The sequence below is a fragment of the Streptosporangium sp. H16 genome (assembly GCF_051918855.1).
Lineage (GTDB): Bacteria > Actinomycetota > Actinomycetes > Streptosporangiales > Streptosporangiaceae > Streptosporangium.
Genome location: NZ_JBPXMD010000013.1, coordinates 52,303 through 68,738 on the forward strand (window position 1 = coordinate 52,303; position 16,436 = coordinate 68,738).

Consider the following 16,436-nt stretch of genomic DNA (forward strand, 5'->3'; position numbering starts at 1 on the left):
CCGGCCCGGACATCATGGCGGCACCGTCGCCCCACCGCGGTCCTCGCCCCCTTACCCGAAAGGTCACGCATGTCTGTCACCGCTCGTTCCTCCTCCGCCGTCACCGCGACACCCGCAGCGGGGAATGTCGACGCGCTGGCGCACTTCGCAGCCAGGCTGGCGTTCGAGACCGACGTGTCCGACGTCGCCGCCGACCTGGCCTCCGGGGTCGGCGACATCGTCGTCGTCGACTCCCGGAGTCAGGAGAGCTGGGATCAGGGCCACGTCCAGGGAGCCGTCCACCTGCCCACCGCGCTGATCGCCGCCCGCGCCCGCTCGGTCGTCCCCGCGGGGGTGACCGTGGTGACCTACTGCTGGGGGCCGGGGTGCAACGGCGCCACCCGGGCCGCGCTGGAGTTCGCCGGACTCGGTTACCCGGTCAAGGAGATGCTCGGCGGCTTCGAGTACTGGGCCAGGGAGGGCTTCCCCGTCGAGACCGCCGCGGGTGTGTCCCGCCGTCCCGTCGACGCCCTGACCGCGCCGGTCTCCGGTATCGCCTGCGCCTGCTGACGTCACTCCGCCAGGCGGCGGGCGTACGCGGTGGGGGCATGCCGATCACGGCGGTGAAGTCGCGGGTGAAGTCGGACTGGTCGCTGTAACCGAGGTCGGCGGCCAGCCACGACCAGTCGGTGGCGCCCCGTCACGACGGGATGGGGATGTGGACCCTCGGCAGGCCCTGGGGCTCCTTGCCGGGGTACTCGCCACCCAGCATGGTGGCCACGGTGTAGAGGTGCCAGGCCTGGTTGGGCTTCTTCAGGACGGGCTCGGCGAACAGCTTGCGCACCTCGTCGGGCCTGACGATGGGCGCCAGCAGGTCCAGGCGGCCGAGGACGTGGTCGCGCATCAGGCCGGTCAGTTCCACGCCGGGGCTGGTCCGCCAGTTCCAGCCACCGCCGCCGGTCTTCGGCGCGGTCAGCACCTGCGGCCTGCGCTGCCAGGGGTAGTAGCGCTTTCCGACGCTGAACCGCCACGGCTTGCCCTCGACCGGGATGTTCCTGAGCGAAGGGGCCAGGACACCGAGCAGCTCGTAGATGACCTCCTCCGACAGCCGCCAGGTCTGGTCGAGACCCAGCGCGGCGCGGACCACCCGGTTGTCGAGGAACGGCCAGATCTGGTCGCCCCTGCGCAGCGAGCCCGCCCGCGCCCCCGCGTGCCAGCGGCCGACCTTGTAGGAGATGTACATGTGGTCGAGCGCCTCCAGCGGAGCCCGCTCCCGCCAGGGCCCGGCCAGCTCGCGGGCGTGCTCGTTGGCCTCCTCGGTGAACAGCGCCGGGTCCCGCAGAAAGGTCACGTCCACCCGGCGGCGCAGCGCCTTCTCGCTCAGGTCGGTCTGGAGCAGCAGCAGGCCCCCGGCACGCAGGATCTCCCCGCTCTGCCCGGACATGGTGGGCTTGGCGCTGTAGGGGAGGTAGCCGACGATCGACTCGTACGCCGATGTCATGCCCTCGCAGGCGCGCAGCGTCTCGTAGGACCGCGCGAGGGGGTGCTCGACGACGATCGCATCCTTCTTCTCGGCGCGGGCCGGGGGGATGACGGTGTGCTCGACGCGGAGCGCGCGGGCGACCCGCCCGGCGATGATCACGTCGGGGTGGGTGTCCAGGCCGTTGGTGGTCGCGCGCAGCGGGATACCGGCCGCATGCAGCGTCGCGGCGATCAGGCGGCTGTCCCTGCCGCCGGTGAGGGCCAGGTTCACCGGCTCCCCAGCCGCGCGCAGCGGCTCCACCGTGGCCAGCAGCGCGCTCGCCAGCTCGCCGACCAGTTCCTTCTTCCCCCTGCGCGACGTGGGCGGGGGGACGGCGGAGGGGAGCGGGGTCGTGGTGGTCGTACGGCGGCCGCCCCTGACGGTCACCGACGAGGACGGCGGCAGCGCGCTCACCCCGCGGTAGGGCGTCTCGTCCGACAGGAAGTATCCCTGCCTGACCATCGACTGCAGCGCGAGCACGTCCCACTCGACCCGCTCGCCGCAGCCCGCGAGGTGGACCAGCAGCGCCCGGCTGCCGATCACGTGCACGTCGGGGGTCTCTGCGTAGTAGACCGGGCAGACCCGGTGGATCGCGGTGGCGGCCGACAGCTCGTCCTCGGTCGCCCTGAACGCCGAGAAGCAGCCGCCGACCGCCTCGGTGTCCAGGGTCGGCATGCCCGCCAGCCGGTTCACGTCGTCAGGCGCGGCCAGGTAGCCGTTCACCCCGGTCACCCGGTCGTGCCCGGTCTCCAGCAGGGGAGGCCACCGCGAGTCGTCCGGCTCGTTGGTCCAGGCGAACATGGCGATGCCGGGACGGTGCCACTCCCGGGATCTGATGACCTCGGGCGGTACGGGGAACGCGCCGTCGATGGCGCCCCTGACGGTGTGCAGCATCGTCTCCGGTATACCGGCCTCCGGGTGTTTGGCCGCGAGGCCGAGATACACGCGCATGGTGCAGGATCATATGTCGCGTCTTTTCAAGACAGCTGTGAGTCCGGCCGACAGCATGCCCGTTATGAACGAGATGCTGTCACGCGCCGTCATCGGTGCGCCGACCGGTGCGGCCGTGGCCGGCTTCGCCGCGGGGACGGCGCCGCGGGGACGGCGAACGGGAGTCTTCGGGGAGGAGGTACCCGTGGCGGAGGACGCCTCGCCGTTCGAGCGGGCACTAGGAGCTGTTCGGAGTTCGGATCTAGTGCCGCGTCAGGCAACGTTCGCCCCGATGAGGCGCGGGCGATGATCTTTGTGGTACCTTCGGCGTCACCGTGCACCACTGCGAATTCGAGGAGGTGAGACCGATCAACGCTGCGACAGGTCGGGGCTCCCTCCCCTGCATGGTCTAGGGAGTGCCCGCGCAAGGCATCCCGAAAGGCTTAAACGCTGATGCGCTTCACCTCCCAGACGTCGTCAGACGGCGTCACCGAGCAGTTCTTCACCCTCGACGAGATCCCCGGTGTGCTGTGGACACCGGAAGGCGCCTGCAGTACTCGTCCCCTGATTCTGCTGGGCCATGGCGGCGGGCAGCACAAGATGGCCCCCGGCACCGTGTCCCACGCGCGCCGCTACGCCGCCGAGGGTTTCGCGGTCGTCGCGATCGACGCACCCAACCACGGCGACCGCCCCAAGGACGAGGAGTTCGGCCGGATCGTGGCCGAAATGCGGGTCGGCATGGCCGCCGGCGAGAATCCGGGCGCGCTGGTCGCCGGCATGCACAGCTATCTGGCCGGTCAGGCCGTCACCGACTGGCAGGCGGTCCTGACCGCAGTCCAGCGACTCGACCAGGTCGGCGTCGGCCCGGTGGGCTACTGCGGCATGTCGATGGGCTGCGGGCTCGGCATCCCGCTCATCGCCGCAGAGCCCCGGATCCGCGCCGCGGTGCTGGGCCTGCTCGGCGGGCACGGGCTGGCCGACGACGCCGCGCGGATCACCGTGCCGGTGCAGTTCCTGCTCCAGTGGGACGACCAGATGGTGCCGCGGGAGCAGGGCCTGGCCTTGTTCGACGCCCTGGCCTCGGCTCACAAGACGCTGCACGCCAACCCCGGCAAGCACGGGGATGTGCCGTCGTTCGAAGTGGACAGCTCGCTGAGGTTCTTCACCCGGCATCTGGGCTGACATGAAATCGCAATGGCCGAACGCGCTGGCCAGAAGTCGTTTTTGGCCAGCGCGTTCGGGCCAGACTGTTCGGCATGGCCGAGCGGGTACGGGTGCGGGAGATCGATTACGGCGAGGGTGCTCGTCTGCTGCGGATCGTGCGGCGCGGCACGGGATCGATGGTGACCTGGCGGCGGGCCCAAATGGTGCTGCTGTCCGTGCAGGGCATGTCCGTGGCGAAAATTGCCGAGGTGACGTTCACCAGCGCCGACCGGGTCCGCGACGTGCTCCACAACTTCAACGCCGACGGTTTCGCCTCGCTCTACCCGAAGTACCGGGGCGGGCGGCCGAGGAGCTTCACCCTGCCCGAGCGCCGGGAGATCAGGAAGATCGCCAAGTCCAGGCCGGTTGAGCACCGCCTGCCGTTCTCGACCTGGAGCCTGGCCAAGCTGGCCGACTTTCTGGTCGCAGAGGGGGTGGTCGACGACATCAGCCACGAGGGCCTACGGGTCCTGCTCCGCGAGGAGTGCGTGTCGTTTCAACGCGTGAAGACCTGGAAGACCTCCCGTGACCCGAACTACGCGGCCAAGAAGGCCCGTGTTGAGCACCTCTACGCGATCGCCGACGGCGAGGTCATACCCGAGGAGGGCGAGCCCGACGTCGTCTTCTGCCTGGACGAGTTCGGGCCGCTCAACCTTCAGCCCCACCCGGGCCGACAGTGGGCCGAACGCGGAGGACGGCACAAAGACCCCGGCCGGGACCCCCGGCCCCGCCGGCGGGCGACCTACATTCGCCCTCATGGGGTCCGCCACCTGTTCGCTGCCTACGACCTGGGCAAGGACAAGCTCTACGGCCACATCAAGCCGAGGAAGAACCGCACGAGGTTCCTGGAGTTCTGCCGCTACCTGCGCAGCCTCTACCCGCCCGAGACCCGCATTGCGATCGTGCTCGACAACTTCTCCCCGCACCTGACCACCAGGAAGGACATCCGGGTCGGCGACTGGGCCGCGGTCAACAACGTCGAGCTCGCCTACACCCCGACCAACAGTTCCTGGCTGAACCGCATCGAGGCCCAGTTCGCCGCCCTGCGCTACTTCGCCCTCGACGGCACCGACCACGCCAGCCATAAGGAGCAGGGCAGCATGATCCGCCGCTACATCATCTGGCGGAACAAGCACGCCGCCGACGAACGGCTCCGCGAGGTGGTCGACAGGGTGAACGTTGCCTGACGCGGCACTAGGTGAGGCCCGGTGGCGGGCTGGCTGTGGCTGGTAGAACTCGGACGTGGCGCGCTTTGATGTGACGGATGCTGAGTGGCGTTGATCGAGCCGTATCTGCCGGTGGCGGCCACCGGACCGCTGCCACGGCGGGTGCGTGATCAGTTCAACGGGATCTTGTGGCGTTTTCGCACCGGATCCGGCTGGCGTGATGTCCCGGAACGCTACGGGCCGTGGTCCACGCTCTACTCCCGATTCAACGGCTGGGCCAAAGCCGGGGTGTTCCAGGATCTGATGGACGCGCTGCTCGCCGAGGCCGCATCGCGCGGGCAGGTCGGGCTGGAGTTGGTCAGCGTGGACTCCACGATCGTGCGGGCGCATCAGGAGTCGGCTGGGTTGGCGGTGGCCGGGGAGACCTTGGATGCGCTGGAGCAGCCGCCGGTGCTGCGGGTGATGCGCCGCAGGTCACACCCGGCGCGGACGGCGCGGCTGGCGCGGATGCGTCGTCGGGCCAGGATCATGGCGCCAGGCGGCGGCGACGCAAGGCCCGGGAACAGGCTGCCGGGCTTGGCCGATCCCGAGGCGGGTTAAGCAGCAAAGTCCATGCCGCGGTCGACGCCTCCGGGTTGCCGCTGGCTTTCGTGCTCACGCCTGGCCAAGCCGCTGACTGCCTGCGGTTCATTACCGTCCTGGACAAGATCCGCATTCCCGGTCCGATCGGCCGGCCTTGGACCCGCCCTGCTGCGGTGGCCGCGGACAAGGCGTACTCCTCCAAGGCCAACCGTGTCTATCTGCGCCGCCGCGGGATCACCGCGGTCATCCCGGAGAAGAGTGATCAGCGGGCCAACCGGAAGAAGAGAGGTTCAGCAGGCGGGCGGCCCGTCGGCTTCGATGCGCAGCACTACCGGCAGCGCAACACCGTCGAACGCTGTTTTCAGAAGATCAAGACCTGGCGCGGTCTGGCCACTCGCTACGACAAAGCCCCGGAAAGCTACGAGGCCGGGCTCTACCTCCGAGGCTCGGTTATGTGGCTGAAGCTCCTCACCTCAACCACATGATCCGAACTTTGAGCAGCTCCTAGACGGGAATTTTGTCCCGCTGGTGGGGGCAAAGGTTGACGATGGCGACCCTCGTTATGTACTCAGACGTATTCAGGTCAAACCCGCTGGTGCCGAGGGCCGCAGCCTCAGCGAAGCCCTTTCCTTGCTCCAGCGCCTTGCATATGTTCCAGCCGAGCCGCCCCAGTTTGTAGGAATCGGCGTCCTTCAGCGCTTTCTGCTGCTTCACCGAGGCCGTGAACACGGCTTCGCGTGCCGACGCTGACGGGTCGGGTGTGGGCGTCGATGGGTCGGGGGTGGGCGTCGGTTCCATGCTTGGTTCGGCGTCATCGACCGTGGAAAGCGCCTTGGCAGGCGTCGGCGTCGAAGCTGCTGGCTTCGCCACGGCCTTCTCGGCACCGTCGCCTGGCAGGGTGGCCAGGCCGCCCAGTAGGCCGATTACGCCTACCACCGCGGTGAGCGCGGTGAGCGCGGTGACGATGATGATCGCCACGCTCTTGCCGCTCATCCTGGGCGGCGGAGGTGAGCCTGGCCGCCGTCCGGGTGGCGGACCCATGGGGGGAGGCTGTTGCGGAGGATGCACTTGCGCACCATACGCCACGTATTTAGTAATTCATCTGGAATGCCCTATGTGAACACTCGAAAAGGATTATCGGAGCGGCCCGAGCCCACCTGGTCGACCACCGTTCTCGCACTTCCCACGTAAGGCCCGCCACCGGGCCTCACCTAGATCCGAACTCCGAACAGCTCCTAGGGCTCGGTGGGCGGGACCCGGCCTGGAAATCCTGATCACGCGCCGAACACGGTTTGCGCTCGCTTGGGTCAAGCTCCCGGCGGACCGGAGGGGGGAGTCGTCGTACGGGATGACCCGCATCCCTAGGAGGCGACATGAAGTCACGTCCGCTCGCCATCGTCCTCGCCGTGCTCGCCCTGTTCGCCCTGATGTTCGCCGCCGCCTGCGGAGGTTCGGGCGCCGTCGAATCCGCCGGCCAGCCGATGCCCGAATCCGGGAAGGGGGTCCCGTCCATGCCCCCGGACGGTCGTCCGCCCGCCGCCGGAAAGGACACCGCCGAGAACGAGGCCGAAGCCCGGGCCACCATCGGGAGCGAGGCGCCCGAGGCCGATGCCACCCGGCGGCGCGATACCTCCGCCGAGCAGATCTCCACCTTCGCCCTCGACGTGGACACCGCCTCGTACGGCTACAGCAGGCGGGCCATCACCGAGGGCAGGCTGCCGGAGGCGGGTCAGGTCAGGCCGGAGGAGTTCGTCAACTCCTTCGCGCAGGACTACGCGGAGCCCAAGGACGACGGTTTCACCGTGCACATGGACGGCGCCCGCACGCCGGGGAACGGCACCGCGCTGCTCCGCGTCGGCCTGCAGACCCGCAGGGCGAGCGCGGAGGCCCGGCGCCCGGCGAACCTCACCTTCGTGGTGGACGTGTCCGGCTCGATGGTCGAACCCGGCAGGCTCGACCTGGTCAGGGATGCGCTGCACAAGCTCGTCGACCAGCTCGGGCCCGGCGACCACGTCTCCCTCGTAGCCTTCAGCGACCAGGCGGACGTCGTCCTCTCCATGACCCCGGCGACCGAGAAGGAGAAGCTCCACGCCGCCGTCGAACGCCTCGCCATCCAGCAGTCGACGAACCTGGAGGCGGGGCTGACCAGCGGTTACGCCGAGGCCGCGGCGGGTTTCAGGCCGGTGGCCGTCAACCGTGTCATCCTGCTCTCCGACGGCCTGGCCAACGCCGGCGACACCACCTGGCAGGGCATCCTCGACCGGGTCGCGGACGCCGCGGGCAAGAAGATCACCCTGCTGTGTGTCGGCGTCGGCCGCGACTACGGTGACGAGCTGATGGAGCAGCTCGCCGACAACGGCGACGGCGCCGCGGTCTACGTCAGCTCCGTCGACGACGCGCGAAAGGTCTTCGTCGAGCAGCTCGCCACCAACATCGACCTGCGCGCCCGCGACGCCAAGGCGCAGGTCGTGTTCAACCCCTCGGCCGTGGAGTCCTACCGCCTGATCGGCTACGAGAACCGGCAGATCGCGACCGAGGACTTCCGGGACGACAGCAAGGACGGCGGCGAGATCGGCCCCGGCCACTCGGTGACGGCACTGTACGAGGTCCGGCTGCGCGGCGGGGCGTCGGGACAGCTGGCCACCGCCACCGTGCGCTGGCAGGACCCCGACACCCGCGACCCCGCGGAAGCCGCCCGTTCCCTGGAGGTGGGTGACCTGGCGGCCTCGCCGTGGGAGGGGCCCACGCCGAGGTTCCAGGTCGACGTGGTGGCCGCGGGCTTCGCGGAGTATCTCCGCACCGGGGAGGGGATCGCCGGAGCCGAACCCGACGACCTCGCCGCCCACGCCACCCGCCTGGCCGCGTCCACCGAGGACCCGGCGGTGACCGAGCTCGCCAAACTGATCGAGAAGGCCGCGTCGCTCCGGTAGGCGCCCGCACCCGCGTCGCCCGTACGCGCGAACCATGATCGGGTGGGCCGGCTCCCCGTGAGCCGGCCCCGTGGGAGGCCCGTGCCGCCGGTCCCCTGCAGGCGACCGGACCGTGAGCGGGGACGGGGGGCGAGGGCGCCACGGTTACAGGGTGCGGGGTGATTTCCTATACACTGGCGTGGTCGCCGGGCCGGGCCCGGCGACATCGGTTACACCCGAGGGGCTATGGCGCAGCTGGTAGCGCGCCTCCATGGCATGGAGGAGGTCTGGGGTTCGAATCCCCATAGCTCCACTTCGGTGACTGGGGTCCGCTGTTCGCAGGCATAGCCTGCTTCCCGCGGGCCCCTTCGTCGTTTATCTGGGGGAGCGACCCCCCGGAACCCCCCGAATGTGGTGACTGGGGTCCGCTGTTCGCAGGCATAGCCTGCTTCCCGCGGGCCCCTTCGTCGTTTATCTGGGGGAGCGACCCCCCGGAACCCCCCGAATGTGGTGACTGGGGTCCGCTGTTCGCAGGCATAGCCTGCTTCCGGCCCGGGGAAGGGGATCTTCCCATCGACCGTGGTACGCCGTGGTACGTCGAGGTACGATTGAGTCATGGATGCTCCGAGGCCTCGCCCGACCGAGGTGAGCGTGCGCCAGTTCGTCAACGACTCCGGCAGTATCACGCGCGGCCTGCGCGAGGGGAGGCGATACATCTTGACGATCAACGGTGAGCCGCTCGCGGAGGTGAAGCCGATCAAGCGCCGCCGGTTCGTTCCCACGGCCGAGGCGCAAGCCGTCTTCGCCACCGCTCCGGCTGTCGACTGGGACCAGGTGCGGGCCGATCTGGACACGGTGATCGATGACGAACTACGCGATCCGTTCGACGGGACCGGTCTGTGATCCGGCACGAGCGAGGCGTGCTGGACACCAATATCGTGGCCGCCTTCAAGCTCTTCGACCCCGCCGAGCTGCCGGCTGAGTCGGCGATCACCGCCGTCACGCTCGGCGAGCTGTCGCGTGGTCCGTACGCCACCGATGATCCGGTCAAGCGGGCGGGAAGGATCGCGGTGCTGCAGTATGCCGAAGCGGCTTTCGGCGACCCGCTGCCGTACGACGCCGGGGCGGCCCGGATGTTCGGGCAGATCTGCGCCGTCGTGTACGCGCAGGGCCGGCAACCGCGAAGCCGGACCGCTGACTTGATGATCGCCGCGACGGCCGCCAGCAATGAGCTGCCGCTGTTCACCGCCAACCCCAAGGACTTCGACGGCTTGGAACGGATGGTGGACGTGTTCGCCGTGACACGCCCTTACGGCGCGACAGGTTAGCCGTGGGCACGTGAGGCGGGTCTGCCCCTTGCGGCGGAGGTGTTCGAGTGAGCAGGCATCAGGTCCACTTCGGTGATCGGGGTTCGCTGTTCGCAGGCGGAAAGCCTGCTCCCGGCGGGCCCCTTCCTCGTTCGTCCGGAGGGATCGCGGGGGATTCACCGGGATCGACAGACCAGCCATGAGCGTGCTCCCCAGGTGTTTCCCGGGGAGCACGCCACATGGCTGGTCGTCTTTCAGGCACCGGCCCCCGGATGAGGGGGCATCGGGGCGTTCACCGGAAGGATCAGTTGCCGGTGATCACGAAGGTCGTCCCCGGCTGCCTCACGATGTTGCCGTCGGCCGAGTTGGTGATGGTCACGTTCGTCAGGACCGCGTTGCCGCGGGCGCCGCTCATGGCCAGGATTCCGGCCCCGTTGTTGGACTTGTCGATCTTCACGTTGGTGACCGCGACGTTCGGCATGTTGCCGCCGCCCGTCTTGAACTGGATGCCGTCGTAGGTCGAGTCGGAGATGTCGGTGTCGCGGATGGTGACACCGGTGATGTCACTGCCCTGCGGGAACAACGTGATCGCCCCGAACTCCTGGTCCTCGTTCCAGAAGGCGCCACCCGTGCGGTACAGCCCGTTGTTGGCGAGCAGCGTGGTCCCCGAGAAGGGCAGGGGGCTGTGGTCGGTCGCCAGCATGATGCCCGGGTAGTTCATGGTGTCGTAGATCAGGTTGTTCTCGGCGGAGTTGTCGTAACCGCCGTAGATCGCGATGCCGTTCGCCCGCCAGGGCAGCTGGATGGTGTTGTTGACGAAGTGGTTGTCGTGCGTGTTGTCGACGACCCGGTCCTTCACCGCCTGGTTGGCCCAGATCGCCAGGGCGTCGTCACCGGTGTTGCGGAACGAGGAGTTGAACACCCGCGAGTTCCGCGTGCCGTTGGTGAAGTTGATGCCGTCGGCGTAGGTGTTGCGGATGCGCATGCCGCTGAACAGCAGGTTGTCGCCGGGGCCCCACAGGGCCGGGATGTTGTCGTAGTCGCGGCCGACCCAGGCACCCACGTTGGCGTGCTCGATCCACACGTTGGTGATCTTGGTGTTCTCGCCGAACCGGCCGTTCAGGCCCACTCCGCCCTCGTCGTTGCCGTCTCCGCCGCGGATGCGGCCCGAGCCGAAGATGGCGATGTCGGAGATCTGGGTGTTGCTGTCGATGTCGAAGCCGAAGTTGCCCTCGTGCGGGTGGTTGATGCCGCCCACCACGTCCTGCGGCTCGGTCAGGGTGTACAGCTGGGAGTGCCACATGCCCGCGCCGCGGATCGTGACGTTGCTGATGCCCACCTGGTTCCACTGACCCCGGTTCAGCGGGTCGTCGGTGAGGATCTTCTGCTCCTGGCGCCACTGGCCCGCCGGGATCCACACGCAGCTGATGACGCCGTTCTGGTCGTCCGTCACCGCCCGCTGGATGGCGGCCGTGTCGTCGAGCCCGTCGTTGGGCACCGCGCCGTAGTTCGTGATCGAGGTGCAACCGGCCGGCTGGCTCGCCGGCGGCGCCACCTGCTCCAGGTCGATCAGGTCGATGACGTAGAACGAGGCCGTGTCGGTCGCGTCGCGCTGCAACTTGAACTTGGTGCCGGCCGGGTAGGTCTGCGAGAGCAGCGCGTGAGACTCGTCGAACAACCTCCGGGCGTCGGCCTGGGGGGTGTTCGACAGCGCCTCGGGGCCGTCGGTGTTCCCGTACAGCCAGCTGTGGCGGGAGGAGAGGGTCAGCTTCCTGGAGAAGGTGCCGTTGATGTAGAGGCTGATGCTGGCCTCGATGCCACCGCCGCCCGCCGCGTCCGGGATGGAGTTGCGGACCACGATCGAGTTGGAGGGGTTGGTCGAGGTGAACTCGACGAACTGACCCGTGCTGTTCAGCCGCACCGACTTGCGGCCCGAGGACTCGGTGGCGAAGTTGGTGTGCCCGAAGGTGCGCAGCGGGTCGGTCTCCAGCAGGGTGCCCTGGTAGTTGGCGGCCTCGGCCTCGTACTCGACCCACGGGACGGCCGCCCCGCGCCCGACCACGATCGACTGCGAGAACGTGTTGTTGTTCTCGTTGGTCTCGGTGACGGTGTTGGTCGCGTCGGCGGTGGCGGTGATGGTGGCGCCGCCGCTGGTGGCGGTCCAGCTTCCGCTGACGGCCACGTTGGCCGTCGCGCCCGCGGCGATCGACGCGGTGTTGCCGTTGAGCGTGGTGCCGCCCACCGCCACGCGGGTGACCGTGGTCGCGCCCGTCGCGGCGGTACCCCGGTTCCTCACCGCCACGGTGAACGTGACCGGCGCCCCGACGGCCGGGTTCTGCGGGTTGGAGGTGACGCCGAGGACCTGCAGGTCGGGGCCGGGGGCCTGCGCGACCACCAGCGGTGACGACGCGGTGAGGGTGTTGTTGTCCTCGTTCTGCTCGAAGACCGAGTTGTCCGCGTCCACCCTGGCGCTGACCGTGTAGCTGCCCTCGCCGCGGGTGCCGATGTTGTGGGTCACCGTGGCGGTGGCACCGGCGGCCAGGGCGGGGACGGCGACGGTGCCGGCGAGCGTGCCGTCGAGGTTGAGGTTGACGCTGTCCGCGGGGGAGGCCGCGGTGCCCGCGTTCCTGACCGTGGCCGACAGCGTGATCGCGTCGGCCTCGCTCGGGGAGGCCGGGGTCCACGAGAGGTTCGTGACCGTGAGGTCGGGGTTCGGCGCCGGGACGCCGAAGACCTGGAACTCGGCGACCTGCCCGCCGGGCGCGCCGCTGTTGCTGGTGAACCTCAGCTGGACGTCGGCGACACTGGCGTTGAAAGCGATCGTCACCGTGTTGCCGGAGGCCGGGTTGAACGTGTAGTTCTGCGCCGCCACCAGGTTGGTGTAGCCCGTGGCGCTCTGCTCACGGCCCAGGACCTGGATGTTCTGCGTGCGGGTGCCCCACGCGGAGTCGGGGTTGAGCTTCACCACGACCGAGCTGACGCCGGCGTTGGCGCCGAGCCTGGCGGTCAGCGTGTTCGGGAACGCGCCGGAGTTGGCCTCCCAGTAGGTGGCCAGGTTGTTGTCGTTCGCGTTGGCGGCGACGAACGAGTGCACGTGGCCTGACGCGACCATCTCCTTGCCGATGGCCAGGTTCGAGCCGGGGTCGCCGGTGCCGTTGCGGGTCACGGAGTTGCTGTTGGCCGACTGGTTGCCCGCCGCGTCTTTGGCCCGTACGAAGTACGTCACGGTCGCCGACGCCGGCTGGGTGTCGGTGTAGGTCAGCACGTTGCCGACGCTGCCCCGCAGCTGGTTGTTGGCGTAGATGTCGTACCCGGTGACGCCCACATTGTCCGTGGAGGCGTTCCAGGCCAGCCTGATCTGACCGGTGGCCGGCTGGGTGAAGGTGAGGTTGCCGGGGGCCGACGGGTTCTGGTCGTCGCCGCCGGTGGAGGCGCCGTAGATCTCGAACTCGGAGATCTGCGCGGCGGGCCAGCCGGTGTTGGCGGTGATGTCGACACGCCAGTAGCGGTGGGTCGCGGCGCCGAAATTGATCGTGACCGTGTTGCCGGTCGCCGGGTTGAACGTGTAGTTCGCCGAGGCGACGACCGTGCTGAAGGTGCTGCCGTCGGCGCCGCCCTGGACCGAGAGCGTCTGGGTGCGTGTCTGCCAGACGGTCAGCGGGGGCAGCTTCAGGACGATCTGGTCGACGCTCGTGGCGGTGCCGAGGTCGATCCGCGCCCACTGCGGGAAGCTGTTGTTGGCGCTTTCCCAGTAGGTGGACTGGTTTCCGTCGTTGATGGCGGACACCGCCTGCCCACCCGTGGAGCTGCTCGCCAGGGTCGCCTTGCCCGGCGACAGATTTGGTCCGGCCGCGGCGGAGGCCGGGACGACTGACCCCACCAGGAGCAGGCCGGCGGCGGCGACCATGGTCGCCACCAGCCGTAACGGTCTGTACAGCATTCTCATTCGCGCTCTTCTTCTCTCGTCGGGCACGGCAGGACCGAGGCGTGAAGGCTGCGCTTTCACCGCCTTCACCGCGCACGTAATGGGGGGCAGGTGCACGACGCAGTGCATCCCTGGAGAGTTGCGAGGAATAGCAAGAAAGTGAACAAAGGATTGCAATATTCTTGCATGACGTTGGCCAAATGTTACATACGTGCTACGGGCACGTCAACGGCCGGGAAGCAGCTTTCTCAACTGTCTCGACGCGGGACGTGACAAGGGGTCAAAGCGGCCGTGAATGCCGGTCCGTGAACGCCGGCGTGGGTGACCGGGATGTGGGCACCGGTCTCGGATGTCGGGCGGCCGGATCGCCGGCCTCGGCGGTGGGGGAGGGGCACCCCCGCGCGGCGCCTGTGGGCCGCCGGCGCGCGCGGGGGAGGACGTTCTCAGCCCGGCTCGCTCAGTCAGGCTCGCTCAGCCCAGTTCGTAGTCGAGGTGGAAGGAGTGGGCGCCGTCGTCGTTGACGATCTGGCCGCCGCCCCGGATGCCCAGCAACTCGCCGGTGCCGGAGTCGGGGAGGATCGTCCAGCTCAGCGCCGACTCGCCGGCGTGGCCCGTGGCCGTGTGGTGGAGCACGAAGGTGCCCTTGCGGCCGTGCGCGGTGCCGGTGAAACGCTCGAAGCCCACGTAGGCCGCCGACGTCTCGACCTGGGAGATCGCGGTGATGATGTCGGTGGTGCTGGTGCCGGCCAGGTCGCCGCCGAAGGTCTTGGTGATGTGGACGCGGGAGAGCGTGGCCCCCTCGGCCTCGTCGTAGGGCTGCGGGTCCCAGCTGTCGATGGTGAAGGTTCCTGTGGCGCGAGGCATGTGGGGCTCCCTTGTGGAATTCCGGGTCTCGCGCCCATCCTGGCGACCGTACCTGCCATTTGATGTCAGGTACGGGCCCGTTCCGGACTCCCTAGGACAGCTTCCACTTGTCCATGTTCCAGGTGATGGTCGACTGCGCGGGGTTGGGGACGACGTTCTGGAGCGTCTCGTCCCACGCGCTGAGGCCCGGGTGCTGGAACAGCGGGATGGTGGCCAGATCGCTCCAGAGCCGCTTCTCGATCGCGCCGATGATCGGGTCCTGGGCGGCCAGGTCCACCGTCGAGTTCAGCTTCGCGATGAGGCGGTCGACCTGCCTGCTGGAGTAGCAGCCGTTGTTGTTGCCCTTGTTCCGGGCGTCGCACTTTCCCGGCGAGGTGAAGTTGGAGGCCCAGCCGCTGACCAGGGCGGAGCCCGACCAGGCGAACAGGGCCACGTCGTAGCCGTTGGCCGGCATCACGGTGCCGAGGAAGTCCTCCGAACCCTTGTCGACGACCTTGAAACCGGCCTTGTTGCAGGCGTCGATGATGAGCTGCACCGCCGCGGTGCGGCGCGGGTTCGGGGTCTGGTAGCCGATGCTGACCTCCAGGCCCGTCTTGCCCGCCTCCCGCAGCAGCGCCCTGGCGCCCGCGATGTCCTGCCGCGCGTACACGTCCGCGCTGCCGCTGGCCGCGACGACCCTCGCGCTGTTGGCCTGGAACGGGGCCACGGTACGGACCTGCAGGGGCTTGGCGGTGGGTGAGACGGGCCCGATCAGGGTGCTGACGATGAGCTGCCTGGGCACGCACCTGGCGAACGCCTCGCGCAGCCTCCTGTCCCTGAACGGACTGGAGTCGAAGTTGAAGTCCAGGTGCTCGTAGGTGTACTTCTCGAAGACGCCGACCTCCACGCCGCGCAGCGACTGCAGCTGCCTGAGCACGTCGGGCCCCGGCTGCGGCTCGACGATCTGGACCTCGCGGTTCTGCAGCGCCTGGGCCTGCTCGTCGAGGGTGATGAAGCGCTCGACGATCGTCGGGGTCGCGGCCGGGGTGCCCCACCACCTGTCGTTGGCGACCAGGGTCAGCCGCTGCCCGGCGTCCAGCTTGGAGAGCTTGTACGGCCCCGAGGACGGGATCAGCTCGGCGTCGGGCAGCCTGCCCTCGGAGACCCAGCCGTCGTTGAAGAACGTGATGCCCTTCTCGATCCTTTTGGAGTCGCCCTTCCTGACCGCCGCGATGAACTCCTCCTCGGACAGGCCGTCCTGCTTGGCGATCACATGGGCGGGCATCATCTCGGTCGCGCCAGGACCCCCGGCCACCCAGTCCGCGAACGGCTTGTCGTAGACCAGGGTGAACTTCCTTCCGCCCTTCTGGCAGTCGGGCATCCTGGTGTCCCGCAGGCCGGTGGTGTCGGCGGAGGCGAAGCCCCTGACCTTGCCGGACCGGAAGGCCCACCACAGCATGACGTCGTCGCAGTCGATCGGGGTGCCGTCCGACCAGACCGCCTTGTCGTTGATGGTGTACTCGACGCTCAGCGGGTCGTCGGAGACCTTCTCGTACGTCCCGAAGTCCTTGTCGGGGGTGATCGCGCCCTTGTCGCCGTAGAACCAGAAGCCCGTCAGTACCCGCTGCAGGGGAGCGGCGTTGCGCGTGGCGTTCTCGGCGGTGGTGTTGTTGTTGTAGGAGTGGAACTCCTGCTCGTACGCGTAGGTGATGGTCTCGCTCGGCAGGGCCGACTCCGAGCCGGAGGCCGCGGGGTCGTCCGCCGGGCCGGTGTCCGCGCAGGCGCCCAGCAGGAGCGCGCCACTCGCGAGCAGTGCCAGGAACCTTCCCGGCCTTCGTGCGTGGAACACGGCACCACTCCTTCGATCACCCGGTCCCCGGTCTGTCCCCGTACCGGTCGAGCATCGTCACTTCGTGCGGCCGGGCGGGACCCGGACGGGCGTCGCGTCCCCCCATGACCATGCCGAACGCGAGACCCTCAGATGAGGAGAATAGGAAAAACATAACCTTTGAGCGAATTTACCCAATATGTGAGATAGCCGTCTCATCGGTTCGGGTCACGGCCATGCCC

General features: G+C 68.7%; 11 protein-coding genes, 1 tRNA gene and 1 pseudogene. 8 read left to right on the forward strand and 5 right to left on the reverse strand.

What is annotated here, in order from left to right; genetic code table 11:
* Nucleotides 1-69: 69 nt before the first annotated feature.
* Complete coding sequence (locus tag ACTOQ2_RS22365) at nt 70-549, forward strand: rhodanese-like domain-containing protein (protein ID WP_440101870.1); 480 nt, start codon at nt 70-72, stop codon at nt 547-549.
* 130 nt (nt 550-679) lie between these two features.
* Here the strand turns inward: ACTOQ2_RS22365 and ACTOQ2_RS22370 are convergent, their stop codons facing one another.
* Nucleotides 680-2,452 (reverse strand): asparagine synthase-related protein, encoded by a 1,773-nt coding sequence (locus ACTOQ2_RS22370; RefSeq protein ID WP_440101872.1) that lies wholly within the window; start codon nt 2,450-2,452, stop codon nt 680-682.
* A 432-nt stretch (nt 2,453-2,884) separates the two neighbouring features.
* On the opposite strand from ACTOQ2_RS22370, the gene ACTOQ2_RS22375 reads away from it, so the two are divergent.
* The 3 genes and pseudogenes from ACTOQ2_RS22375 (at nt 2,885) to ACTOQ2_RS22385 (ending at nt 5,867) form a co-directional block, all read left to right on the forward strand.
* Nucleotides 2,885-3,613: a dienelactone hydrolase family protein gene (locus tag ACTOQ2_RS22375; protein ID WP_440101874.1), complete on the forward strand. Its 729-nt coding sequence runs from the start codon at nt 2,885-2,887 to the stop codon at nt 3,611-3,613.
* A gap of 74 nt (nt 3,614-3,687) precedes the next feature.
* Entirely contained in the window at nt 3,688-4,821 is a 1,134-nt protein-coding gene (locus ACTOQ2_RS22380; protein ID WP_440101875.1) for an IS630 family transposase, read from the forward strand.
* 55 nt (nt 4,822-4,876) lie between these two features.
* Nucleotides 4,877-5,867 (forward strand): annotated as a pseudogene (locus ACTOQ2_RS22385) (IS5 family transposase).
* Between the two features lie 19 nt (nt 5,868-5,886).
* On the opposite strand, the gene ACTOQ2_RS22390 reads toward ACTOQ2_RS22385, so the two are convergent.
* Complete coding sequence (locus tag ACTOQ2_RS22390; protein WP_440101877.1) at nt 5,887-6,360, reverse strand: hypothetical protein; 474 nt, start codon at nt 6,358-6,360, stop codon at nt 5,887-5,889.
* 395 nt (nt 6,361-6,755) lie between these two features.
* Between ACTOQ2_RS22390 and ACTOQ2_RS22395 the strand changes: the two genes are divergently transcribed.
* The 4 genes from ACTOQ2_RS22395 (at nt 6,756) to ACTOQ2_RS22410 (ending at nt 9,619) form a co-directional block, all read left to right on the forward strand.
* A complete protein-coding gene (locus tag ACTOQ2_RS22395; RefSeq protein WP_440101878.1) occupies nt 6,756-8,312 on the forward strand; it encodes a YfbK domain-containing protein in 1,557 nt (518 codons plus the stop codon).
* A gap of 219 nt (nt 8,313-8,531) precedes the next feature.
* A tRNA-Ala gene (locus ACTOQ2_RS22400) sits at nt 8,532-8,604 on the forward strand.
* Nucleotides 8,605-8,942: 338 nt separating this feature from the next.
* Nucleotides 8,943-9,194, forward strand: coding sequence for a hypothetical protein (locus ACTOQ2_RS22405; RefSeq protein WP_440101880.1), 252 nt, complete (start codon nt 8,943-8,945; stop codon nt 9,192-9,194).
* A complete protein-coding gene (locus ACTOQ2_RS22410) occupies nt 9,191-9,619 on the forward strand; it encodes a type II toxin-antitoxin system VapC family toxin (RefSeq protein WP_440101881.1) in 429 nt (142 codons plus the stop codon). The genes ACTOQ2_RS22405 and ACTOQ2_RS22410 overlap by 4 nt, the downstream gene beginning before the upstream one ends.
* A 283-nt stretch (nt 9,620-9,902) precedes the next feature.
* On the opposite strand, the gene ACTOQ2_RS22415 is transcribed toward ACTOQ2_RS22410, so the two are convergent.
* The 3 genes from ACTOQ2_RS22415 to ACTOQ2_RS22425 form a co-directional block, all read right to left on the reverse strand.
* Entirely contained in the window at nt 9,903-13,544 is a 3,642-nt protein-coding gene (locus tag ACTOQ2_RS22415; protein ID WP_440101883.1) for a CARDB domain-containing protein, read from the reverse strand.
* Nucleotides 13,545-13,994: 450 nt separating this feature from the next.
* Nucleotides 13,995-14,387, reverse strand: coding sequence for a DUF3224 domain-containing protein (locus ACTOQ2_RS22420; RefSeq protein WP_440101885.1), 393 nt, complete (start codon nt 14,385-14,387; stop codon nt 13,995-13,997).
* A 91-nt stretch (nt 14,388-14,478) separates the two neighbouring features.
* Complete coding sequence (locus ACTOQ2_RS22425; RefSeq protein ID WP_440101886.1) at nt 14,479-16,215, reverse strand: ABC transporter family substrate-binding protein; 1,737 nt, start codon at nt 16,213-16,215, stop codon at nt 14,479-14,481.
* Nucleotides 16,216-16,436 lie beyond the last annotated feature (221 nt).

What these genes read in the sequence shown, in the direction of transcription:
- ACTOQ2_RS22365 (WP_440101870.1), top strand. Translation starts at nt 70, where the DNA reads ATGTCTGTCACCGCTCGTTCCTCCTCCGCCGTCACCGCGACACCCGCA.
- ACTOQ2_RS22370 (WP_440101872.1), bottom strand. Translation starts at nt 2,452, where the DNA reads ATGCGCGTGTATCTCGGCCTCGCGGCCAAACACCCGGAGGCCGGTATA.
- ACTOQ2_RS22375 (WP_440101874.1), top strand. Translation starts at nt 2,885, where the DNA reads ATGCGCTTCACCTCCCAGACGTCGTCAGACGGCGTCACCGAGCAGTTC.
- ACTOQ2_RS22380 (WP_440101875.1), top strand. Translation starts at nt 3,688, where the DNA reads ATGGCCGAGCGGGTACGGGTGCGGGAGATCGATTACGGCGAGGGTGCT.
- ACTOQ2_RS22395 (WP_440101878.1), top strand. Translation starts at nt 6,756, where the DNA reads ATGAAGTCACGTCCGCTCGCCATCGTCCTCGCCGTGCTCGCCCTGTTC.
- ACTOQ2_RS22415 (WP_440101883.1), bottom strand. Translation starts at nt 13,544, where the DNA reads ATGAGAATGCTGTACAGACCGTTACGGCTGGTGGCGACCATGGTCGCC.
- ACTOQ2_RS22420 (WP_440101885.1), bottom strand. Translation starts at nt 14,387, where the DNA reads ATGCCTCGCGCCACAGGAACCTTCACCATCGACAGCTGGGACCCGCAG.